The organism is Sorangiineae bacterium MSr11367, assembly GCA_037157805.1.
Taxonomy (GTDB): domain Bacteria; phylum Myxococcota_A; class Polyangia; order Polyangiales; family Polyangiaceae; genus Pendulispora; species Pendulispora rubella.
This window is the reverse complement of sequence record CP089983.1, coordinates 8,007,644-8,030,896: the sequence shown is the minus strand read 5'-3', so window position 1 is coordinate 8,030,896 and position 23,253 is coordinate 8,007,644. Positions and strand designations below refer to the sequence as shown.

Sequence of the window (23,253 nt, the reverse complement as noted above, 5' to 3'; positions counted from 1 at the left end):
ATGAAGACGCGCATCGGCTTTGCCATCTTTGCAATGGGGGCACTTCTTGGCGCGGGTGCGTGCGGATCGCCGGCGGGAAGCACGGGAAATACGGGCGAACCTGCCGCCTACCCCGCCGCGACGATGGGCTCCCTCGACATGAGCGCCGTGCACGAAGCCGAGGAGCGCGCCGCCGCGGAGCGACCGACGTCGCCCCCGATCAAGCGCGCCTTTTTGCGCGGTCACTTCGAGACGCGCAACACGGAATTCCCCGTCGAGGTGGAGCAGGCCATGGCCGGCGTGCGCACGGACCGCCCCGTCATCGTGTGGGCGGCCTCGGAGCCGAAGGCGCATTCCCGGTTGTCTCACTGAGGCGACGTCGGTACAGCGCCATTTGGGTGAGCATCTCGTTGGGGACCTGAGCTCCGTCGGGCAGCATGTGCACGGCCAGGGAGGCCGCTTGCAAGGCTTCGCGAACGCGACCCTTCGCGTCGAGCAGGATGGAGCCGTAGAAGAAGCACGCGTAGCAACTCGGATCGGCGGTGGTGGCGCGCTTTTCGTAGGTCAAGGCGGCATTCATATCGCCGTGAACGGCGCGGCCATGCGCGAGCAAATCGAACTCCGCCGCCGTGGAAGCGATGGGCGTCAGCTTTGCCACCACGGGATCGAGCGCGGAGGGCGGCAGCTCCTTCTTCGCGATGCGGCGGACCTGGACCCAGCCCAGGGCATTGAGCAATCGCGCATCGTTCGGCCGCGCGGCGAGGGCAGGCTCGAGCGCCTTGGCGGCGTTCTCGAGATCGTCTTGCCGCGTCGACCAATAGGCCCGGAGTGCCGCCAAATCGGGATGAAGCGGCTCACGCGCGGCCGCCTCCTTCATATCCGCCTCGGCCGCCGCGCGTCCTTCCGGCGTTTCCCAATTTCGAAGTCGCGCCCACATCACGTGGACATCGGCGTCCGACAGGGCTCGCACGCGCGGGGCGGGCGTGCGCGGTGGCGCATATTGGGTGCGCTGAATGGTCGTCTCGAAGCGCACCAGTGAAGCTTCGTAAGCTTTCTCCAGCGCCGGAAGGGGAACGTCGTCCATGGTTTCCTCCCACGAGATGTCGCTCGCGTCGCCCTCGAGCAAGCGACGTCGATACTTGTCGAACCTTCGTCGGTAATTGGGATCCACCATGAGAACGTGCACGAGGTTCCATGCGCTCGCGTAGTTCGTGGCCATGGCCTGAGATGCCTTTTGTCCGGCGGCGGTATTGGGGTCGGCATTGCTCATGCCTTCGAAGGCTTGAACATCCATTCCAAGGAGCGTCCCCACGGGGATGGCTTCGCTCATGGGGATGCTGGTGCGGATTTCGCCGTCGACGTTTTCGCTGTGCCACGGCCCTTTCCAGAAGCGCAGCATCTTGGGCGGTCGCCCCAGAACGGCGGACCCGTCGGTGAGTTCCAGCGTGGAGAAATACTCGGCCAACCCCTCGTCGAGCCAAATGGGGGCTTGCGGATAGTGGGCGTGCACGAAAAAATGGGTCAACTCGTGCTGCACGATCTCCCGGGTTCGCTGAACGAAGTCACCGTAGAAGAGTGCAAGGGGCGTCCTTTCGAAGTCGTGAAGCTCTCGACGGAATTCGCCCACGCTCAACTTGGGGGCCACGCGCCGGTATTCATCGCCGTTCCGGAAGTAGACGAGATCGATATGCGTTCGCATCTCCGTTGCAGGACCGAGCGCAGAATCGAAACCGAGCTCCAGGAGGGACGAAAAGATGGTTTCGAGCTGCGACGAAACGTCCTGCGCCGTCTTCGCGTCCAAGTCCGTCCGCAAGGTGAAGTGGGGGCTCGCGACCTCCGTCCAAGCTGACCCTTCTCGTTCCGGACCGGCGGCCGAGGGACCTGCCCCCGATCCGCCACATGCTGCAAGAGCAAAGCCGAGTGCCGCCATCCAAAGCAAAGTCTTTTTCATGAAGCGGAAAAACGATATCAGAATTTTCCGTTTGACGGGGGCAACCCAAGGAAACGAGGCCCATGGATCCAATAGCTTCCCATGACGGCGCGTGCTGGTGGCAGCGCGGCGTCGTCTATCAAATTTATCCGCGAAGTTTTCTCGATTCCAATGGCGACGGCGTGGGCGATCTGCGCGGAATCACCTCGCGTCTGCCGTACCTGGCATGGCTGGGGATCGATGTGGTGTGGATCTCCCCGTTCTATCCGTCGCCCATGGCCGACTTCGGTTACGACGTAAAAGACTATACCGACGTGGACCCCCTCTTTGGCGACTTGGCCGCCTTCGACGAGCTGGTCGCCGTGGCCACGTCGCATGGCATCCGCATCATCATGGACTTCGTGCCGAACCACACGTCGAAGGAACATCCATGGTTCATCGAATCGCGCTCGTCGCGCGATTCCGCCAAGCGCGAATTCTATGTGTGGGCCGATCCACGCCCCGACGGCAGTCCAGGAACGGCCCCGCAAGCGGGTCCTGGGACGCCCAACAATTGGCTGAGCATCTTCGGTGGGCGGGCCTGGGAGTGGGATGCCGCGAGCGGGCAATACTACTTGCACACCTTCTTGCCCGAGCAGCCGGATCTGAATTGGCGCAATCCATCGGTGGTCGCGGCGATGCACGAGGTGCTGCGCTTTTGGCTCGATCGTGGCATTAGCGGCTTCCGCATCGACGCGCCGTTGCCGATGATGAAGGACCCGCAAATGCGGGACAACCCCCCGAACAAGGGCAAGCCGACCTACCACCGCCCCTTCGGCGACTACGATACGTTGGTGCCGCTGTACAGTCAGGGGCATCCGGATATCCACGAGATCTTCCGAGGCTTCCGCCGCGTGCTCGACGCCTACCCGGACAAGGTGGCCATCGGCGAGATCCACGAGTTCCATTGGCCAACATGGGCCACGTACTACGGCGTCGATTTGGACGAGCTGCACATGCCGTTCAACTTCGGCCTGTTGAAGACCCCGTGGACCGCCCGCGCCGCCGCGCAACTGGTGGGCGAGATCGAGGGCAGTCTGCCAAAGGGCGCCTGGCCAAACTACGTGTTCGGCAACCACGACGAGCCGCGCATTGCCAGCCGCCTCGGCACCGAGGCCCGCGCGCGGGTGGCGATGATGATGCTCCTGACCTTGCGGGGCACCCCGACGATTTACTACGGCGAGGAATTGGGGATGCTCAATGGCGTCATCGCGCCGGAGCAGACGCGCGATCCGTGGGAGTTGCGGGTACCGGGCATCGGGGTGGGGCGGGATCCGGGGCGGACGCCGATGCACTGGGATGCGAGCGCCCATGCAGGGTTTTGCGCGGAGGGCGCGGAACCCTGGCTTCCCGTGGGGGCTGACTATCGCGAGCGCAACGTGGCGTCGCAGCGGGCGGATGCGCGAAGCATGTTGCACCTGACGCGTGCGCTGCTCGCGCTACGGGCGAAGACGCCTGCCCTGCAGGGTGGAAGCTATCGCACCGTGCACGATGGAGAGGGCGATTGCTTCGCGTACTTGCGTGAGGCGGACGATGGGCAGCGGTGCTTGATTGCGCTGAATTTCGCCGATACCGAGCGCAGTCTATCGCTGCCCACTGCGGATTTCGGCACAGTGCTCGTCTCGACGTATGCCGATACACAGGGCGAACGGCGTGATCTGAGCAGCCTTCGCTTGCGTGCCGACGAGGGGCTCGTCATCGCGCTGGGCTAAAAAATCACCGAGCCCTCGAACAGCGTCACATGGAGAAGAAGAAACCGCCAGGACCGCCAAAAGAGAGGCGCCTTGGCGGTTTCCTTCTTCTTATTGTTGCGGGGTGACGGACCAGCCGATGTCTTTCATCAGTGACGTCGTGAGATCCAACCCGTGGGTCAAATCGTTGTTGATGACCGGCTCCATCAGCAGATTCGGTGAGAGCGATTTATCCCAATGGGAGACGGACGAACCCGATTCGTAGCTCGCGGGGGTGTACATCAGCGGCGTGGGGGTGGAGGACGTGAGAACGCCGGAGGCGGCATCGTTCACGGCGGCGCCGTCCCAGCTCACGTTGCGGTTGTTCAAGGCCGAGGCTTTGCGCTCGTCGTTCGTGAGACCGGTCCACAGCTTGTTCTGCGTGCGGTCGCGCAAGAACGTCTCGAAGATGTCAGCGCGCCCGCTCATCTCCTCGCCGGTGCTGCCATTGACGAAGGTCAGAAACCCGAGACCGTGCCCGAACTCGTGCAGAATCACGGTGAGCAGGTCGATCCGGTTCCCGTGGTTGCCGTCGAATCCCATGTACCAACCACCGCGGCTGGAAAGGCAACCCGACTTGCCGAGTTCCGAATTGAAGCGCGCCTGGATATCTGCCTTGCTGGTATTGAGATCGCGACCCGCCAATTGATTGGCCAGGGCAATCGGATACCACACCGACGCATTGGGGAACGAGGCATCCCAATAGCTGGATATCGGCCCCGCCGATCCCAACGTGCCATACGTTTCGCTGCATTGCAGCGGCACGAAGGAGGCTTCCACCTTCACCTCGACGTCGCCGCCGAGCGAGGCGCCCCAAATCTCTGCCGCCTTCTTGAAGACGTTCAACGCTTGTTCGCCTGCCGTGGTGGCGGGGTTGCCGCCCACGGGTTGGACCGTGGTCGCGTCGTTGAGTCCGGCGCCGGTGGCGTCTTTGTTGATGATCGTGATGGTCACCGCCTGCGCGGTGCCCGCCATGGAAAGCAGCGCCAGGGCGCCGAGCATGGGAAGTGCGCGCATGGCTTACTCCTTCCTCTTCGACAAGGGGAGTTTGATGCCGATATGTGCGGAGAAGAAGGCCTCGGCCTGCGATGCGGACTCGACGCACTCTTGCGAGACGGTGCCGTCGGGATTGATGCGCGCGAGCATCGCACTCTGGAATCCACCGTTCATGTCGGCGCTCCCACCCGTGCCACCGGGTACGACTTGCACCGTCACCTTGGAGCGATCGAAGATCGGTGCGATCTGCTTGGTCGCATCCTTCACGTCTTCGGCGGTGGGAACTGCGGAACTGCCGGCGGGATTCTCCGATGAATCCGCGCTGCCCATATTACAGCCAGCGAGAAACGCTGCGAGCAACAGCGCACTTCGTGCCATTTTCATACATCCTCCCTTGTGAGTCTCCCGAGGAGACCCACGACGGCCGGTAGGCCGGAGTGTTACTGCGGGGGTGCGTAGTTTGGTTTGGTGACTTCGAGTCAAATCATACAGCCATACCGTGTTGGCATTGGCTTCAATTTCTGATCGCGACAATCGATTTGTCGTACAAATGGCGCAACAATCTACCTGGAAAAAACCACGCTCACGCGTTTCACGCCAGGATGGCGCTCGATGGTGTCGACCAGCTCCCCCATCGTCACGCAGAGCGGCAGCTTCACGTCGAAGGTGAGCGTGGTGTGCTTCTTCGTATCGAGACGCCGCGAATACTTCACGTCGCGCACCGTCGCGCCCAGCTCGGACACGACGTCCATGAAGCCGATGCCCGAGACCACCGACGTGGCAATGCGCGATGCGTCCACCTCGACGCCCTCGCCCTGGGCGAAGTGTTGGTAATATGCAAATTGCGAAGAGACGACCATGAAGGTTGCCGAGCCAACTTGAGGGCGGCTACCAAAAGGTGTGTGCGCAAACCTGCCCCGGACGTCCATGCCGATCGCGCTCGTAGCCAATCACCGCTCCGAGGACCGCACCGGAGACGATTCGCGCTATCATGGCTCCGTGCGACAGCATGGGACCGCAGTTAGGCCATTCTCGGCGACGGTGCACCTTATCTCGATGATGGGGAATTCTCGCTCGATCCTGCGCGCACGCGGGGCGTCGCCCGCCGCATGCGCACCCACCTCTTCCGCAGGGTACGCGCCTTACCGATTCGAAAGATTGTACTCGAGAATGCCTGACAACGTTGTCTTTCGTTGCGACGTCGCCTATTGCAATGGGCATGTCGAAACTCGCGACGAACCGGCCGACGATGAACGACGTGGCTGCGGCCGCCGGGGTCGCACTCAAGACGGTGTCGCGTGTCGTCAATGACGAGCCGGGGGTAAACCCTGCCACCGCGGACAAGGTGAAGGCCGCGATCGATGCACTCGGTTTTCGCCGCAACGACGGCGCGCGTACGCTTCGTCGAGGGCACACGGCCAGCATTGGCGTGGTGGTGCGCGATTTGGCCGACCCGTTTTATTCGACGCTGACGCGCGCCGTCGAAGAGGTGGCACTGACCCACGGCTTCCTCGTCTTCACCGGCTCCTCCGACGAGAGCCCCTCGCGGCAGCGTGAGTTGGCCCTCGCCTTCTGCGCACGCCGTGTGGACGGCGTGGTGATCGTACCCGTGGGCGAGGATCACCTTTATCTCCAGCCGGAGATTGCCGCGGGCGTGGCCGCTGTCTTCGTGGATCGGCCCGCGGCAAACCTCGATGCGGACGCCGTGCTCGTCGACAACGTGGGCGGCGTTCGAAAGGGCATCGAGCATCTGCTGGCGCACGGGCACCGGCGCATCGGGTTCCTGGGCGACGCGCCCGACATTTTCACCGCCGGGGAGCGCGTGCGCGGTTACCGCGAAGCGCTCACCTCCGCAGGCCACATCATCGACCCGTCGCTCATCTCGATGGCCTCGCCCACGCGCGCTGCCGTTCGCGCGGCGCTCGATCGCATGCTCGGTGGCCCGTCGCCGGCGACGGCGCTGTTCACCGGCAACAGCCGCGTCACCGTGGCCGTACTGCGCGAGCTCGCCGAGCCGCCGCCCGAGCACGTCAAACGCCGCCGGCCCGCCCTGGTCGGCTTCGACGATTTCGAGGTGGCCGATCTGCTGTCCCCGGCGGTGACGGTCATCGCGCAAGATCCCGCCCGCATCGGGCGCGCCGCGGCCGAGCTGCTCTTCCGCCGCATGGAGAACAAGAACCGCGAAGTCGTGCGGCGTGAGCTTCCAACCCGGCTCATCGTCCGCGGTTCGGGCGAAATGCCACCCTGAGGCCCGCGCTCGCGTCCCACGGGCGCTAAACTGCGGAGACCGATGGTGGCCCGCGCTCCCAAGCCGCATTTGCGTCCCTTCGTGCAAGTCCTCTGGGCTTCGGACGGCACCGCGGCGGAGGGCCATCCCGCGTCGGAGCGTGAATACATGCTTCCCACGGGGGCCATGCACCTCGTGTTCTGCCTCGGGCGGCCGCTGCGCCTGTACGACGATCTGCACGACCCGACGGGCCACACCGTCGGGCATGCGTTGGTCGGCGGCGCGCGCTCGACATTTTACGTGCGCGACGTGTCGCGTCCGTCGCGTTCCGTCGGGGCGCAGTTTCAGCCGGGCGCCGCCGAGCTCCTCCTCGGGGTGCCGGCCAGCGCGCTCTCCGGCCGCCACACGCGGCTCGAGGACCTATGGGGACGCGTGGCGCTGGACTACCGCGAGCAACTCCTCGAAGCACGTTCCCCGGAGGTGGCGCTCGATCGGTTCGAGTCGCTTCTCACGGCCCGCCTTGCGCAAGGGCGCGCGTTGCATCCGTGCGTGGCGGGCGCGCTCGAGCTCTTTGCCGACACCGCCGACGTGCGCGCCGTGGTCGACGCCAGCGGCTACAGCCATCGCCGGTTCATCGCGCTCTTCCGCGAGGCCGTGGGCCTCACGCCCAAGGTTTTCTGCCGCATCCAGCGCTTTCAGCGTGCCTTGGCTTGGGTCGCCTCGGCCCCCGACGCTTCGTGGGCCGATCTTGCCTTGCGCGCCGGCTACGCCGACCAAGCGCACTTCAATCGCGATTTTCGCGAATTCTCGGGCATCTCGCCCGGCATCTACCGCGAGCTCGCCCCCGTTTCGCGCCAGCACGTCCCGATTCCGCGAACCTCCTCGCGCTGAGGTCAATTTTCTTCAATACGCGAAGCGAGTGGCTCCGCAGACTATGGGCATCGTTACTGTCAAAGGAGAGCCGTCATGAGAGCCCACGAGTTGTTCCCGTACATCCGCGTGAAGAATGCCGCCAAGGCCATCGAGTTCTACAAGCGAGCCTTCGATGTGACGGAGAAGTTCCGGCTGACGGAGCCCAGCGGGCGCATTGGCCACGCCGAACTCGACTTTGGCTGTGCCACCCTGATGCTCTCGGACGAATACCCCGAGTGCGGCATCCAAGGACCGCAGACCATCGGAGGCACCAGCTTTGCGATTCATCTCCACGTCGAGAACGCCGACGCCTGGATCCAACGTGCCGTCGCCGCCGGTGCGACGATGGTGCGCGAGCCGAAGGACGAATTCTATGGAGAGCGCTCGGGCGTGGTCCGCGATCCCTTCGGGCACGAATGGAACATCGGCCACGAGATCGAAAAGGTGACCCCCGAGGAGATGCAAAGGCGTTACGACGAACTGCTGAAGAAGTAGGGGAGACGAATCGCCAAGACGCCAAGAGCGCCAAGATCAAGAGATGGTGAATCACCCAATAAAACTTGGCGTTCTTGGCGTCTTGGCGGTTCAATCTTCAGGCTACCTCGCCACCCACCAGCGCACTTTGTAAAATTGCGCCCCCGTACGCGTAAATACCGTCTTCGCGCCCGACGCCGTATACCGGTACACGAGAGGATCGCCGTACACCTTGTCGGAAAGGTCGTGATCGCGCGAGATGATCAGCTCCTTGGTGCGGGGATGGCGATCGATGCCTTTGATGTAATTCTTGGGATCGATCTTGGCCGTTTTGGAGAGTGAACGGTACGTGTGCGCCACGCGATCGAACGAATAGACGTCGTGGGTCGACGAAAACAAAAGCGTGTCTTTGCCGTCGGGCATGAGATCGTGCCCATTGCCGGGGATTTTCCACGCCTTGTCCAGCTTCAGTGTGCTGCCGTTCAGCGAATAGGAACCGAGCTGCGTTCCGCCGACGACCCATAGCCGCTTGCGTGCGCTGTCCCAAACGACGCCGTGTGCCTTGGCGAAGTTCGTGCGGTGGCACGTGCTCGACGCGCCCTTTTTGGTGCTGTACACGCAGAGAAAGCCCTCGCTCGAGGCGATGACCACGTGGCCTCCCGGCAGGGTCTCGATGGCGTGCGGATTTCCACCGGGGTACGCGACGAACGTCGCGCGGCGATCGCTCTTTCGGACGATGGCGATACCGCCGCCCGACGCGGCCACCAGCACGGTGCCGTTCTTCTTCAATTTGACGTCGCTCGGATTGTCGAAACGCCCCCTCTGGCCCTTTGGGATTTGCGGCGAATTGTTCGCGCCCCACGACCAATTCGGTTTTCGACCCGTCCACGTATGGTCGGACTCGGGAAATACCATGATGCGATTCGTCTTTTGCTCGACGACGGCCATGTACGATGCCCCCGTCGGTTTTCCGCCGAGATCCAGGGTCGTCAGTCCCGTCGTCTCCAGGTCGGCCTCTCCGTCGACGTCGTCCGTCTCGCTGCCATCGGCGGCGACCTCCGGATCGTCGATGCTTGCTTCGTCCGCGCCTTCGTTGTCGTCGACGTCGGCCCGCGGCTCGCTTTCGATTCCGTCTTCGCCTTCATCGGGCTCGGCATCGGTCTCCTCGATGGCCGTGAGCTCTTGGGCCTCCATGGCATCGTCGTCGGCCACGTCGTCCGAATCGCTCGCACAACCCAAGAAAAAGCTGCTGCAAAGCATTGCCGCGAACGCAAAGCGGTATCTCATGTTCGAGATACCGTAATTCATCATTGCGTTACGACAAGGATCGGCTGCGATCCAATCGGTGGACTACGTCAGGACCACCGCGCCGGTGCGGCCCGATGCCATCGCATGACGGACTGCGTTGCGGAAATCGGCAAAGGCAAATGTCGAATCGATGGCGGGGCGAATCCTTTCTCGAGCAATCTGCTCCAGAATATCGGCGGCGATTTGCCGATGCAGCGCAGGGCCGGCGGCCTCGATCCACGGCCGCAACCAGAAGCCGCGCACGACGAGTTGTTTGAACAGCACCGTCGCGATATCCAGCGGAATTTGCGCACCGCCGAGCGCCCCGAAGACGACCAACTGTCCGCCGGGCGCCAAGCACCCGAGGACCTTCGCCGCGGTCGTGCCGCCCACGGCATCGACCGCAAAGTGCAATCCGGCGGTGCCGACGATCCCGCGTACGCGCGCGACGAAGTCGTCGTCGGCCGTGCACACCACCGGGCCCGCATCGAGCGCCTCGAGCTCCTTCACCTGCTCCCGCCGGCGCACCACGTTCAGCAGGCGGAAGCCCCGCAGCCGCGAAAGTTCCATCATCGCGCGACCGAGTTGCGATCCCGCTGCCGTCTGCAACACCCACGCGCCGCGCGGTACCGCCAGAACATGGTCGGCGAGTGCCCATGCACTCAAGTAATTGACCCATACCGAACCCGCCTGGGCATCGGGCAGCGTCTCGGGGGTCTTCACGACCGCGGCGCCCGGAATGCAGACTTCCTCGCGCCATGTGCCTGCACCGCGCGTGGCGCCCAGCAGCAGAATGACGCGATCTCCAGGTTTCACATCGCGCACGTTCGCGCCCGCTTCGACGATCGTGCCCGCCGCATCGCTGCCCGGCACGCGTGGAAGCGTCGGCGGTTCGAGCCCGTATCGGCCGTGAATCGTCGCCAGATCGGACGGGTGAATCGCCCGCGACGTCAGCCGCACGCGCACGTCATCGGCACCGGGACGCGGTGTGTCCTCGTCCTCGAGGCGCAGAACCTCCGCCGGCGCGCCAAACCGGTCGAAGCGAAGAACCTTCATCTCCTGGTTTCCTTTCTATGGTTGCGCGGCACTCCGAAGATGCCTCGACACCCCATCGTTCACCATGCCGCCGTGCGTGATGGGGCCCATGTGACCTGCACCCTCGACCGGGCGCACCGTGGCGTTGGGAATCGCAGCCCCGAGCCGCTCCACCACGCGCCGCGCGGCGAAGGGCGAAAGCGTCCCATGGAGCAGCAGGGCCGGCGCCGTCACCGCGGAGTAGTCCGAGGCCGGCGTGCGATCGCGCATCAGCGTGGAGACCTCGCCGTAGACCTTTTTGCCGACCCGCAAGAACGCGTTCTGCGTGACGGAGGGGAGGGCATCCCAGCTCCCGGGGCCATTCCAAAATTCGACGAAGGCCTTCATCCACGCGGGGCCACCGCCGTCCGCGGGATCGTTCGACTCCGCGCTCGGCACCCCCGCCAGCGCCTCGGTATCCTCCGGATGGTAAAGAACGCCGAACGCCACCGGATCGTAGACCGTTAGCGAGCGAACCACCGCGGGGTTCCGCCGCGCGATGGTCAGCGCGACGAACCCTCCGTACGAGTGCCCCACGAGGTGCACCGGCCCGGCGAGATCCGCGATGATGCGCTCCACGGCTTCGACGTCCTTCAGAAAGTGAAACGGCTCTCCCTCTGGCCAGAGCGGGTTTTCCCCCGAGCCGAGAAAGTCGGGCGCCAGCACCCGAAACGAAGGCGAGAGTGCATCCGTCAGCCTTCGCCATTGGCGCGACGACATGCCGCCGCTGTGCAAAAGAAGCACGGGCTCCCCGGAGCCTGCCGTTGCCATATGAAGCGATGGACTCATGTTTCGTTGGTCTCCGGCTGAACGAGCGACAGCCCGACAGCGCGGGCCGCGGCGAGCACCTCGTCGGACAATTTGCTTCCACGAAGCACACGCGCCACCGACACGGCGCCCACCATGAGCGCGATGGCGCCGAGCGCACGCTGCCGCGCCGTCGGCGCGCCTTCGGGGCCTTCGCCGAGCCGCTTCTCGAACAGGCCCGCGTACTTCTCGACCTCGTCCTTGATGATCGGCTGCACGACCTCGTGCGCGTGCGGCAGCTCGCTGAGCATCGTCACCATTGGACAACCTTGGTCCGGATGGTCGCGGTGCGAGCGGCTGATGTAGCGGCGAAGCACCGCCTCCATCCACGCGCGCCGATCTTCGTCGGCGCAGTGAAGCCGCGCCTGCCCGTCGACGAAGGCCTTCTTCACCACCTCGCCAATCAGGTGCTGCTTCGACTTGAAGTGCGCATAAAATCCGCCCGCGGTGAGGCCCACCGCGGACATCACCGCATCGATGCCCGTGTTGGTGATGCCCCGCGACCGAAAGAGGCTCGCCGCCGCCTCGATGATCCGCTCCCGCGAATGCTCCCGATGCCCTGCTGGATACCGCACGCCGTCATTATATGACGGTCGTTCGCTATGTCAAACGCGCTCGGCTTAGGAAGAATTCACAGGGAGACGGGGAGGCGGGGAGGGAACCTGCACGAAGCCGCACAGAAGGCTTTTTTGGGTTTTCAGTTAGCCTACTGGGCCAACTGAAAACCTAAAACTCCCCGCCTCCCCGCCTCCCTGTTCAATTTCTTCGAGCCTAAAATCGTGCTTGGAGGCTCAACCCGGCGCCGAGGCGGTTCGGGCTCTGGAAGACGCGCAGCGATGCGGTGCCTTCCTGCGGATCGCGGACGACCAAGGTGCCGTTGTTGTCGCGCACGAACTGACCCCACACCATCGCGCTCAGGATTTTCGACAGGTCCCAGCGCAGGCTCACGCGCGCTTGGAAGATGGGCGTGCGATCCTTGTTGTACGGCAGAATGGACTCGTCGCCGTTTTGGCGGACGACGGTGGTGCGCGACGCGGGCACGCCGCCCTCGGTGAACTCGCTGCGGAACGTGGCGGGCATCTGGACGCCGCCGCCGAGGCCGGGGGTCAGGTGCAGCGATTGGATGAAGTAGTCGGCGGCGAACGCACCGAAAACCTCGGGCTCGGCCTTGGCGTTGCTGGGAAGCGTTTCGAACGGGATGAAGCCGGGCACGTTGCGCACGACGAAGTTCAGATTGCGCATGATGCCCGAGACGCTGAGGCGCAGATAACTCGCCTTCACCACGGCCTGCACCGCGGTGCCGTAGGCCAGCTGGTCCTTCACCGCCCCTGGCTTGTCGAAGTCCTTCAAGTGCTGCCCGAGCACGTCGGCCTCGGCGCTCACGCTCCAGGAGACCTCGCCGTCCTTGTATTTCTCCGGCGCGAACATGATTTGAGGGGACGACGGGTCATTCCGATAAAGCCGGAAGTCGACCGATTGCGGAACCGGCATGTTGTGGTGCACGACGATGCGCCCGGCGCCGCCGTACGTGTAAATCGACCGACCGCGCACGTCGTCCAAGTCGAACTTGCCCTGCTGGAAGTAACCGCCACCCGCATCGAAGCGCACGTTCTTGTGCGGATCCACGCCGAAGCCCATGAGCAGGCCGTAATTCGTCTCGCCGACACGCACCGTCTCGACGTCGTTGTCGCCGCCGGGGCTCAGCACCTGCTGCGGCTGTACGATGGTCGCTGTCTTGAATCCAACGAACGCGTACATCTTCTCGTGGTCGTACTGAAGCTTGAGACCCGGCGACGATCCCTGGATGCGCGGGAAGATCGATTCGCGGATACCCGCATTGGTGCCGCCCCAGCTAATGTCGTAAAGGTACCCGAGGCGGAAGCGGTCGGTGTCCAGCGGAAAGAACACCGCGCTCAGTCCTTCTTTTTCCTTTTTACCCGTCTGATAAAAGACGCGAAGGTACGAGCCGGCATCGGACAGCGCCGAATTCAAATTGCCGGTGTTGGCCGCCAGGGATGCGAGGTCGAAGCGCAGAACCACCGCCGCTTCGGTGGTCAGCCGCTCGATGAACCCCGGCATCTTCTTGTACATCACCAGGTGCGTGAGGTTCTCACGGCCCGAATAACGGGAATTCAGATTGTCGAAGAAGAGACGGTATTGCTGGCGATCTCCAATCGAGAAATTCGGCGAGAGGGGCAGAAGTTCCCCGGTCTTGTGGGTGAAGTCGTCGTCGCCGAACGTCCACGTCAGACGCGTATCCATGAAGTCACCGGGGTTGCTCCCCGGCGGAGCCATGCCCACCGCCCGCGCGCCCGCGGTTCCGAGCAAAAGATCCGTCCGCGAATCATCCTGGCGCGGCGCCTGGTTGTCGATGCCGCCCGGCGTGGGCGCCGACGCCGACGCCGGCGACGGCGGAGTCGGTCCCGGGGTGGGCTGCGTCGAAGGTACGGTAGCCGGCTGGGGCGGAGGCGCAGGTGCCTGCGTTGGAGAACTCGCCCCGCTGAGTGGCGGCAGCGGGGGCGTGCTGTCGGGTGTCCCTGTCGTTTGCGCGTGCAGGCTGGTGGTGACGAGCATGCACAGCGCGGCAGACGCGAAAGGAGCGATGAAGGTAATACGCATCGGACGTGTTCTCAGTTGCCGGGGTTTTCGGAAGTGGTTCGGGCACGGCATGCCTTGTCCGAGCCGAGAGCAGGCTTGTCGAGGTCGACCACGATGTCGTCGGGGCAGCGTGCCTCGATGGTGAATTGCGAGCCACCGGAGAAGTAGCGCAAGGTGCCGGTGAACGATTTGATCGGTTTTCCACGCAGGGCCGCGGCGTGGAATGCCGACACCGTCGAGGCATTCGCCTGCATCTGCGTATCGCGCGGCGTCCCCGTGGAGACGCGCGGGTCGTTGTCGTGCAGCACCAGGCGGAAATCTCCGCGTGCCGCGTACGTCGACCACTCCGAGCACTGCACGTCCTTCGCGCAGGCGTCGGCGCACGCCTTCTCGGGGTTGGTGCTGAAATCGACGCTGCCGTCGCCGTTCAAATCGCAATTGCTCGCATCGTCCTTCGGCGCATACGTCGGTGCTTTGGGGAAGCCCGACCCGAAGTGCGACGCCACGGAAAGCGAGTGCGCGTGCGTATTGGGCGCATCCTTCTCGTCGGGGGCGGGCACGTCGCCCGTCCACGCACGGACCAGCGCCGCGATCTGCTGCAGCTTGACGTTCGGATCCGCGGCCGTTTTCGCACCGAAGACGAAAGGCTCGGGCACCATGCAGGGACGCGAGCCCGGGAGCCCTTGCTTGTACGCTTCCTCGTCCCACGGCTCGACGCCCCACGTGGGAAATCCGAGCTCGGTGAAGCCGAAGAAGTCCGATGCCGTCCCGGCGAGCGCCGTCAGCCGATCGCACACGCCGAGCCGGGCAGGGGCGCTGAAATTGAAGGCAAAGAGGCTATGGAAGCCCCTGCCAAAATCCTTGGGGTCGAGGTCCGTGACGTAAAAGCCATCCTGTGCGATCCGCGTCACCACCAAGCTGAATTCGAAGCTGTTGTCCTCGGGACGATACCCGGTGTCGATCTGCACCTGCTCGTGCGGAAACGACGTGGCCGATCCCCCCTGTGAAATTCCACGTACATCGCGAATGCGCGGATACTTGAAATACAGAATGGGGCTCACCCCGGTGGCCAGCGTTCCGCCGTCTTCGGAATCGTCGTTGGCGAAGGCGCAGCCGGCATCGGCCGGAAAATCGATATCGCCATCGCCATCGTTGTCCTTGCCATCGGAACACTGCGGCGGCGGATTGACGTTCGGATCCACGGGAAAATAGCCCATGTCTTCGGCCCAGATCCGCGTATCGCCGTACGAGCCCACCACACCGAGCGTCACATCGCCGGCCACACCGTTGACCAACCGCACATTGCGGCCTACGACGTTGGGCCCCACGATGTCCCTGACCGTGCCCGGTTTGATGGACAGGCGAACATAGCCCGTAAAGTCCGTATTCAGACTTCCATCGGCGCGGTATGCCTCGACTTTCACGGTCAGGCGCGCGGGGTCCGCCAGCGCGATGTCCACGCGGGATATCTTGGTCCCGCGTTCGCCGCCGACCAGGGAAACGGTGAGCCGCTCGTTGGATTTCAGCTCGCCGAATCCATCGGTGCACCCCATGCCGAATACCAGCGGCACCAATGCCAAATACCACTTCGATTTCATCGGCCGATCATCTCCTGCCGGTCGTCCGAAAAATTGCCCGCCCGTGCGTCGACGCACGATAGAATTTTGCATTCCTCGCCCGCCAGCGAGCATGCATCGAGATCGATCTTGCAGTTGTCACGATCGGGTGAAGACGCGCACCGGCGGTTGTGGAAATCGGCCACCGAATTGCGGCAGCCACCGAGCACGCAGCGACCCACGGAGGGATTGCAGCTGCCGTTGCTCACGCAGGCCAAGTTTCCGCCCGACGTTTGCGCCTCGACTTGGCCGGGGCAGGCGCACACCGCGTCCGGGGCCACGTCGCGGCAATCGGAATCCGTGCCGCACGACTTGAGCCCATCGGGCGTGCCTGCGGCCTCCCCGATGTAGCCACACGGCTTTTGCTGGCGCAGATAGTCGATGAGCGCATCGCGCTGTTGAACTTTGGTATCGAACTGCGTCGTATTGCGCTGGAGGACGCGGAACCCGGAGCCGCCGCCTGCCAGGTAATTGCTCGTGGCGAGTTCGTACAGGTTCGTCGGCCGCACGAGCGAGAGGCACTGCTTGATGCGCGTGTCGCACGAGCCCGGGTGTGGCGTGCCATCGTCCTTGAGCGGGCAGTCGCGATCGGTCTCGCACGACGTGTTCGTGTGCCCGATGTAGACCTCCTCCGCGCAGCTGGTGAGGTGACAGCGCCCGATGTCTTCACCCGGGGCTTTTTCACACTTCTGCGTGGTGCCGACGGTGCATTCGTCGTCGACGACGCAACTCGGCCCCGCATCCGGGCGGGTGCAGACATCGCAATTGAGGCGAACGCGCGCCCCCGCGATCTGCACCTGCGACACGCAGCCGCGCGCGGTCGAACGGCGCGACACGAAGTCGAACAAGTCCTGCACCTCGAGCCCCGAAAGCTGCATTTTCGTGATCGAGTTGTCGAACGGGAAGATGTTGTACATCTGCTCGACGGTCACCGGCCCAGGGTTCAAATCCGTTCGAATTCCGCCGGAGTTGGTGAGCGAAAAATCCGTCTGGATGCCCAGACGCAACCACATGGCCGTTGCAACCAAGTTGCCAAGTGGAGAGTCTCCCCCGTTCGGCGCATTGCGCTTGGAGCCTTGGGGTGAATACCCAATCAAGAGATCGAGATCGGCCACGCGATCCAGCGTCCGCTGATAGGGCTGGAGCATGTCCACCAGCACCGGATCTTCGGGCACCGACGAGTTGATGGGGAACGCGGTGTACTTGCTGGAGATGATTTCGAACTTGTTGATCGGTTCGTAGTGTTCCGGATCTCCATCGGGGCTGGCCTCGATCCGGTCGTTGGACATGACCACGTCGAGCCTTCCGACGTACTTCGCGAAGGCACCCGAGTGCGCGATGATCACGTTTCGCGGCCTGCAGGCGCGCTTCATCATGTACGGGTGATATTTGGGGTCCGGATGCTTCTCGTCGTTCGGCGGGGGCTTGTCGGGGTCGATCTTCAGATCCGGGTCGACCGCCCAAATGAAGCCGGGGGAGCTCAAATCCGAGCTGCAATCCCGGATTTCCTGCGGTGGGTTGATGACCACGTGATTGTGCCCGCCGAGCACGATGTCGATGCCGGTGGTCTCGCGCACCATGCGTTGATCGGTTTCGAGCCCGAGGTGCGTGACCATGATCACGAGGTCGACGTACGGCCGCAGAAGGTCGATGTAGCCCTGTGCCGTCTCCACGGTGTTGAGCGGCGTGACGCCGAGCCGGTTCGGCTGATCGAACACGGAGGTGAGGCTCGACAGGTTGCCCATGCCGATGACCCCGATTTTGAGCCCTTCGCGGTTGATGACCGTGAACGGCTTGGCCACCGTGGAGAGCTTGGGGCTGTCCGGATTGTTCGGGTCGTCGAACTTGTAATTGGCGACGAGGGACGCGAACGTGCCCCAGCGCTGGAATTGCTGGGTGACGTTGAGCGCACCGCGGTCGAATTCGTGGTTGCCGATGACCGCCGCATCGAGGCCCATCGCGCTGAGGGAGCGCACTTCGGGCTCCCCCGCGTAAAAGTTGAAGACCGGCGCGCCCTGGAAGCAGTCGCCCGAGTCGAGGTGCACGACGCGTTCGGAGCGTGCGCGCTCGCGTTTGAGCACGTACGACATGCGGGCGACGCCGCCGACGTTGTGGATATCTCCGATGGTCCCGAGGCCCAAATCCGAATCGACTTGGGTGACGAGTTGGTCGTACGGATAGATCCGAGAGTGGATGTCCGAGGTGTGAAGGATCGTCAGGCGCGCTTGGCACGCCTGCCCCGGTGGACAAGGAGAATCCGAGGCCCCCTCCGTCTCGGAGCTACAGCCGGTGCCCCCGGCAAACACAGACAGCACCACCACCGCCGCAGATACGGAGGCAACGCAACGACGAAACAACGCGAAGCCCATGCGGCGCGGACCGTAGCATACTCGTCCACACCCACGTCAAAGCACTTCGCGCTTTATTCCCGACTTTTCAGTCCAGCTTCAGTCAATTTGAGGTTCACTCAGGCCATGAGGGCCTTCGTAGGCCTCATCTGCCATGGATTTCTCAGTCTAACGCCGGTTCTTCTGCGCTTCCCGCCAGCAAATCGAAGAAGCGCGGTGCGAAGACGCGGGCCACCAGGGACTCGACCGCTTCCGCCGAGTCGCAGGCGAGTGCTTCCTCGGCTGCATTTTTACATTCCGCGAGCTCCACGCGGCGGATCGCCTCTTTGATCTCGGGGATGGCGGCGGCCTCCATGCTCAGATCCCGTAGCCCCAGCCCGAGAAGAAGCGGGGCTGCGAGCACGTCGGAAGCCATCGCACCGCAGAGGGAAACGGGGACGCGGCGATCGGCTGCCACCCGGGCGACGCTGTAGATGAGTCGCAAAATCGAAGGATCGAAGGGCGAGGCGAGGCTCGCCAGGGTGCGGCTCGTTCGATCGATGGCCAGCGCATACTGAATCAAGTCGTTCGTGCCGATGCTGAAAAACTCGGCCTCGCGCGCGAACACGTCGGCCATGACCGCCGCCGAGGGCACCTCGATCATCATGCCCAGTGGAATGCGCGCCGCGTGGGGCAGGCCGCGCGACTTCACCTCGGCGATGGCGCGCATGAGCAGCTTTCGCACGTCGCGCATCTCGTGCACGCTCGCCACCATGGGCACCATGATGCGCACGTCGCCGTGCGCGCTGGCCCGCACCATCGCGCGAAGCTGCGTCATGAACACGTCGGGCCGGCTGAGCGCCAGCCGGACCGCGCGCAATCCCAACGCGGGATTCATCTCCGCGGGCAGCGCGAAGGTGCTCGCGAACTTGTCGCCGCCAATGTCGAACGTGCGCAAGGTCACCGGGTGCGGCGAAACGGCTTCCACCACCGCGCGGTAAAGCTCGTACTGCTCGTCCTCCGTGGGCAGGCTCGATCGATCGATGTACAGAAACTCCGTCCGATACAGGCCAATGCCCTGCGCGCCGTGATCCAGCGCCAAAATCGCCTCGGCGGGCAGTTCCACGTTGGCCTTGAGGGCCACGGCCTCACCCGAGGCGGTGACACACGGCTGGTTGCGCGCGGAGAGCAAACCCCGCGCGAATGCGAGGTGCCGCGCCGAACGCGCATGCGCATCGGCGACGAGCCGCTCGTCCGGGTGCACGGTGACTTCGCCGCGCAATCCGTCGACGATGATCGTGTCGCCCGTGCGGATCAAATTGAGCGCATCGGCCACGCCCACGACGGCGGGGATCTCCAGCGCGCGGGCCATGATGCTCGTATGGCTCGTGCGCGTTCCCACCTCGGTGACGAAGGCCAGCGCCGGCTCGCGCACCATGCCCGCCGTATCGGCCGGCGAAAGGTCGCGGGCGACCACGATCATCGGCGCATCCAGACGCGGGATGACGTGCCCGGGCTCGCCCATCAGCGCGCGCAAAATGCGGTCGCACACGAACTCGACGTCGTGCCGGCGCTCCTGGATGTACGCGTCCTTTTCGCCGGGGCCACCGTCGAACAGGCGCAGAATGTCTTCGCTGGCCGCGGCGACCGCCCACTCCGCGCACTTCTTCTCGCTGCGGACCTTGCGGTTGATCCTCTCGTGCAGCAGCGGATCGTCCAACATGAGCAGGTACGCATCCAAAATGGGCGCCTGCGTCTTCGCTTGGTCCGTGGGCAGCCGTTGGCTCACCTCGCGCAAGCTCGTCTTCGCCGCCTCCACGGCGTTGCGCACGCGCCCCAGCTCGGCGTCCATCGATGCGGTGTGGATGTGCCGACGCGTGTAAGCTGCACGCATCTCCCCGATGACCAGCGCCGTTCCGACGGCGACGCCCGGCGAGCCCGCGATGCCTTTGATCTGGTGCGTCTCGAGGGATGCATCGCCCGACGAGGGCGGCGGCGGATACGAAGGGGAAGGCGATGAACCTCGCGCGACGGGGATGCCTCCCGACGACGGCGTCCGCACGGACCGGATCCCCCCCGGGGGCGTTTGCCCTTTCTGTCGATCCTTCCGCGGCGGTGGTCGATCGCTCATCAGCTCGGCTCTCCGAATTTGTTCGCGATGAGTTCCCCGATGGCCTGCACGCACTCGTCCGCCTTGTCGCCGGCGGCGCGCACTTCCACCACCGTGCCGCGCGAGCCGCACAGGAGCAGAACGCCCATCACGCTTTTTCCGTTGGCCGCCTGATCGTCGCGTGCCACCTCGACCTCGCACGGAAATTTCGACGCGAGCTGCACGAGCTTCGTGGCTGCGCGCGCATGCAGGCCGAGCGTATTGACGATGGTGAATCGTCCTTTGGCGCGGTTACTCATCGTTACCTCGCGGGATGATGGCCGGGGAAACGACGCCTTTGAGCTCCGTGTTCGAGTGGCGCTGCGACTCCATGTCCTCGTCCGCGGCTGCATCGTCCGGGGCCGGTGGTGGATGCTTCGTCTCTCCCCGCGCTACGTCGCGGTGCACCACGGACAGGTGCCCGTCGCGGCGCAACATCTCCGACAGTGCTTCGGCAAGCACGACCGAACGATGCCGTCCCCCGGTACATCCGACCCCGATGGTCAAATAGCTTTTCCCTTCTCGCTCGTACTTCGGGAGCATGAACTTCAAAAGCTCCCCTGTCTTCTTTAGGAATTCCTGTGCTTCCGACAAGCCGAGGACGAAGCTGCGGACCCTTACATCGGTGCCTGGAAGGCGTTTGAGTTCCTTCACGAAGTAGGGGTTCTCGAGGAAGCGAACGTCGAGCACCAAGTCGGCGTCCGCCGGCGTTCCATATTTGAAGCCGAAGGACACGATGCGCGTGAGCATCCGCGGCGCGCCCGCGGCCGCCGGGCCGAAGTGAGCAATCACTGCACGCCGCAGATCATGGACGCTCAGGTGCGTGGTGTCGTACACGTGCGTGGCCTGCGCCCGCATGGGCGAAAGGCGCTCGCGTTCGAGCCTCACGCCATCGAGCACCGCGATGGCACCTTCCCGACCGGCCTCACGCGCGGCCTCGGTGGTGAGGGGGTGGGGCCTGCGCGATTCGCTGAAGCGATGCAGCAGCGACTCGTCCGATGCATCGAGAAAGATCACGTGCACGTCGCGCGCGCCGGCGCGAAGCTCGGAGAGAACCTCGCCCACCTTGGCGATGAAGCTCCGCACGCGCACGTCCATCCCGAGGGCGACGCGGGTCATGCCGCCTTCCTCGCACACGGTCACCGCGCGGGGGGCCAGCGCGGTCGGAAGGTTGTCGACGCAGAAGAATCCGAGATCTTCCAGCGTATGCAATGCCGTGGTTTTTCCCGCGCCGGACAGCCCGGTCACGATGACCACCGTCGTCGGCGAAGCCGCGCTCATTCGTCATCCCCCTTGCGGATCGGGCGGATCGGGATCCACGCCGAGCTTTCGTTCAACCCCGCGGCGCGTTCGGCCATCGCGGCCCAGGATGGGCGCTCGGCCGTATCCTCTTCGGTCTCCGGCGAGCTGGGGCTCGAGGCGTCGGGGACACTTTCCAGCGCCGCATCGGGCTCGTCGATCGCCGCGCGCGTGACGAGCTGTTGCTCCAGGCGATCTTTGAACTCGCGCGACGAGTTCGTCCCCGCGCGGCGCAGAAGCTCGTTGCGCGCGGCAATCTCCAGGATGCTGCCCATGTCGCGCCCTGGGCGGACGGGAACGCTCAGCTCCCGGATCGGGGCATTCAGGATCGTGTAGAACTTCTCTTCCAAGCCGAGCCGGTCGTATTCCGTCGTCTCGTCCCAGTCGGCGAGGCGAACGACCACGTCGATACGCTTGCGCTCGCGCACGGAGGTGACACCGAACAAGGCTTTCACGTTGAGCACGCCCAGGCCACGTACTTCGATGTGATGCCGCAAGAGGTCGGCCGGTGCGCCGAAGACCATGCCCGGAGGACGCCAATCGCAAAGCACCACGTCGTCGGCGACCAGGCGATGGCCCCGCAGGACGAGCTCGAGTGCGCACTCGCTCTTGCCGATGCCGCTCTTTCCCAAGAGCAGTAGGCCCACGCCAAACACGTCGACCAGCACACCGTGAAGCTTGGCCTGCGGCGCCAGTCGATCGTCCAACACGGCGTGCACGGCATTGATGGTGCGGCTCGAGCGGCTCGGCGATACGAACAGCGGCGTGCCCGTGGCCTCGGCGGCCGTGAGCAGGGCACGCGGCGGCGTGTGGTTGCTCGTCACGATGACGCACGACAATCCGAGCGAGAAGAACCCCCGCGCCGCCACCCCGCGCACGCCCGGATCGAGCGCATCGAGGTACGACAACTCGGTTTCCCCGAGGACCTGCACGCGCGTGGGCACCACGCCGTAGAAGTGCCCTGCCAGTGCCAGCCCCGACTTTTGCACCCGTGGATGGCGGATGGGCCTTTGGAGCCCGCTTTCGCCTGCAACCTGCCTCAACCGAATGGCGAGCCCCGGATCGGACACGAATGTCTCCACCGAGATTTCCCCCTGGGCCTGCACGCTGGGGGGCATGCCGGGCGGGAAACTATTGCCACTTTGGTCGGAGCTACCCATTCACGAAGTGCCTCCCTCCTCCGAAGCGATGAGCTCGAACGCCGCGCGTCCGTCGTCGGCCGAAAGGAGCCGTTCCCGGAAGCTGCGGTTGCGAAGCAAACGCGAGATACGGGCGAGCGTCTTCAGATGCTCACCCGTGGCTCGTTTCGGCGTGATGACCGAAAAGAGCAAATTCGCCTTTTCACCATCGATGGCATCGAAGTCGATGCCGTCCGGAACGATGAGCAGTGCGGCGCATTGCTTGTCGAGCTCCGCCACCGCACCGTGCGGAATCGCCACTCCATCGCCGATCCCCGTCGATTGCAATTTTTCGCGCTCCGTGAGGACGCTCTCGATGGTCGCACGCGGTATGGGGGGTTGGGATCCATCGGCGAGCAGATCTGCAAGCAGGGCCAATGCCTCTTTCTTGCTCGAAACCGTTTCGGTGCCCCGGCGGACGCAAACACGCTCCGCCGAGAGAAGATCCGTAAGTCGCATGGCGTCTTTTATCGGTTCGCTCCGGCGCGGACCGCACCACCCATTCTAGCCTGGCTAGTCCAGGTTGGGTTGGTGCGGGGCGCCGCCTTCGGGAGTTGGTAGACGTGCATCCAGATACGTAAACCCCCGCCCGTTGCACACTGTAAACCGGATTCGGCTTGCCCGTACACGT

The 23,253-nt window shown here is 64.3% G+C and carries 21 protein-coding genes; 5 read left to right on the top strand and 16 right to left on the bottom strand.

Annotated elements, in window-relative coordinates:
- Window positions 1-351 carry a hypothetical protein gene (locus tag LVJ94_31200; protein ID WXB01373.1) on the top strand — a complete coding sequence of 117 codons (351 nt, stop codon included), beginning with the start codon at window positions 1-3 and terminating at the stop codon, window positions 349-351.
- Here LVJ94_31200 and LVJ94_31195 read toward each other — a convergent pair.
- Window positions 299-1,930 carry a hypothetical protein gene (locus LVJ94_31195; GenBank protein WXB01372.1) on the bottom strand — a complete coding sequence of 544 codons (1,632 nt, stop codon included), beginning with the start codon at window positions 1,928-1,930 and terminating at the stop codon, window positions 299-301. The genes LVJ94_31200 and LVJ94_31195 overlap by 53 nt on opposite strands.
- 62 nt (window positions 1,931-1,992) lie before the next feature.
- Between LVJ94_31195 and LVJ94_31190 the strand changes: the two genes are divergently transcribed.
- On the top strand, window positions 1,993-3,660 hold the full coding sequence (locus LVJ94_31190) for a DUF3459 domain-containing protein (protein ID WXB01371.1): 1,668 nt from the start codon (window positions 1,993-1,995) through the stop codon (window positions 3,658-3,660).
- A gap of 90 nt (window positions 3,661-3,750) precedes the next feature.
- On the opposite strand, the gene LVJ94_31185 is transcribed toward LVJ94_31190, so the two are convergent.
- The 3 genes from LVJ94_31185 to LVJ94_31175 form a co-directional block, all read right to left on the bottom strand.
- A complete protein-coding gene (locus LVJ94_31185; protein WXB01370.1) occupies window positions 3,751-4,695 on the bottom strand; it encodes a hypothetical protein in 945 nt (314 codons plus the stop codon).
- A gap of 3 nt (window positions 4,696-4,698) precedes the next feature.
- Window positions 4,699-5,058: a hypothetical protein gene (locus LVJ94_31180; GenBank protein WXB01369.1), complete on the bottom strand. Its 360-nt coding sequence runs from the start codon at window positions 5,056-5,058 to the stop codon at window positions 4,699-4,701.
- Window positions 5,059-5,237: 179 nt separating this feature from the next.
- On the bottom strand, window positions 5,238-5,534 hold the full coding sequence (locus LVJ94_31175) for a hypothetical protein (GenBank protein ID WXB01368.1): 297 nt from the start codon (window positions 5,532-5,534) through the stop codon (window positions 5,238-5,240).
- Between the two features lie 359 nt (window positions 5,535-5,893).
- Between LVJ94_31175 and LVJ94_31170 the strand changes: the two genes are divergently transcribed.
- The 3 genes from LVJ94_31170 (at window position 5,894) to LVJ94_31160 (ending at window position 8,308) form a co-directional block, all read left to right on the top strand.
- Window positions 5,894-6,922 (top strand): LacI family transcriptional regulator, encoded by a 1,029-nt coding sequence (locus tag LVJ94_31170; GenBank protein ID WXB01367.1) that lies wholly within the window; start codon window positions 5,894-5,896, stop codon window positions 6,920-6,922.
- Window positions 6,923-6,964: 42 nt separating this feature from the next.
- Entirely contained in the window at window positions 6,965-7,792 is an 828-nt protein-coding gene (locus LVJ94_31165) for a helix-turn-helix domain-containing protein (protein ID WXB01366.1), read from the top strand.
- A gap of 75 nt (window positions 7,793-7,867) precedes the next feature.
- Complete coding sequence (locus tag LVJ94_31160) at window positions 7,868-8,308, top strand: VOC family protein (protein WXB01365.1); 441 nt, start codon at window positions 7,868-7,870, stop codon at window positions 8,306-8,308.
- A 102-nt stretch (window positions 8,309-8,410) separates the two neighbouring features.
- Here the strand turns inward: LVJ94_31160 and LVJ94_31155 are convergent, their stop codons facing one another.
- The 12 genes from LVJ94_31155 to LVJ94_31100 form a co-directional block, all read right to left on the bottom strand.
- Window positions 8,411-9,574, bottom strand: coding sequence for an MSCRAMM family adhesin SdrC (locus LVJ94_31155; protein WXB01364.1), 1,164 nt, complete (start codon window positions 9,572-9,574; stop codon window positions 8,411-8,413).
- Window positions 9,575-9,637: 63 nt separating this feature from the next.
- Complete coding sequence (locus LVJ94_31150; GenBank protein WXB01363.1) at window positions 9,638-10,630, bottom strand: zinc-dependent alcohol dehydrogenase family protein; 993 nt, start codon at window positions 10,628-10,630, stop codon at window positions 9,638-9,640.
- A gap of 15 nt (window positions 10,631-10,645) precedes the next feature.
- A complete protein-coding gene (locus LVJ94_31145; GenBank protein WXB01362.1) occupies window positions 10,646-11,437 on the bottom strand; it encodes an alpha/beta hydrolase in 792 nt (263 codons plus the stop codon).
- Window positions 11,434-12,030 carry a TetR/AcrR family transcriptional regulator gene (locus LVJ94_31140; GenBank protein WXB01361.1) on the bottom strand — a complete coding sequence of 199 codons (597 nt, stop codon included), beginning with the start codon at window positions 12,028-12,030 and terminating at the stop codon, window positions 11,434-11,436. Before LVJ94_31140 ends, LVJ94_31145 begins: the two co-directional genes overlap by 4 nt.
- 196 nt (window positions 12,031-12,226) lie before the next feature.
- The gene (locus LVJ94_31135; GenBank protein WXB10837.1) at window positions 12,227-14,074 is read right to left on the bottom strand and encodes a hypothetical protein; all 1,848 of its coding nucleotides are present in this window, start codon (window positions 14,072-14,074) and stop codon (window positions 12,227-12,229) included.
- 11 nt (window positions 14,075-14,085) lie between these two features.
- Window positions 14,086-15,651, bottom strand: a complete 1,566-nt coding sequence (locus tag LVJ94_31130) for a hypothetical protein (protein WXB01360.1) — start codon at window positions 15,649-15,651, stop codon at window positions 14,086-14,088.
- Window positions 15,648-18,038, bottom strand: a complete 2,391-nt coding sequence (locus LVJ94_31125; protein ID WXB01359.1) for a 5'-nucleotidase C-terminal domain-containing protein — start codon at window positions 18,036-18,038, stop codon at window positions 15,648-15,650. The genes LVJ94_31130 and LVJ94_31125 overlap by 4 nt, the downstream gene beginning before the upstream one ends.
- Window positions 18,039-18,180: 142 nt before the next feature.
- On the bottom strand, window positions 18,181-20,058 hold the full coding sequence (gene ptsP, locus LVJ94_31120; GenBank protein WXB01358.1) for a phosphoenolpyruvate--protein phosphotransferase: 1,878 nt from the start codon (window positions 20,056-20,058) through the stop codon (window positions 18,181-18,183).
- A gap of 68 nt (window positions 20,059-20,126) precedes the next feature.
- On the bottom strand, window positions 20,127-20,405 hold the full coding sequence (locus LVJ94_31115; protein WXB01357.1) for an HPr family phosphocarrier protein: 279 nt from the start codon (window positions 20,403-20,405) through the stop codon (window positions 20,127-20,129).
- The gene (rapZ, locus tag LVJ94_31110) at window positions 20,398-21,426 is read right to left on the bottom strand and encodes an RNase adapter RapZ (GenBank protein WXB01356.1); all 1,029 of its coding nucleotides are present in this window, start codon (window positions 21,424-21,426) and stop codon (window positions 20,398-20,400) included. Before rapZ ends, LVJ94_31115 begins: the two co-directional genes overlap by 8 nt.
- The gene (hprK, locus tag LVJ94_31105; protein ID WXB01355.1) at window positions 21,423-22,604 is read right to left on the bottom strand and encodes an HPr(Ser) kinase/phosphatase; all 1,182 of its coding nucleotides are present in this window, start codon (window positions 22,602-22,604) and stop codon (window positions 21,423-21,425) included. Before hprK ends, rapZ begins: the two co-directional genes overlap by 4 nt.
- On the bottom strand, window positions 22,605-23,081 hold the full coding sequence (locus tag LVJ94_31100) for a PTS sugar transporter subunit IIA (GenBank protein ID WXB01354.1): 477 nt from the start codon (window positions 23,079-23,081) through the stop codon (window positions 22,605-22,607).
- Between the last annotated feature and the right edge of the window lie 172 nt (window positions 23,082-23,253).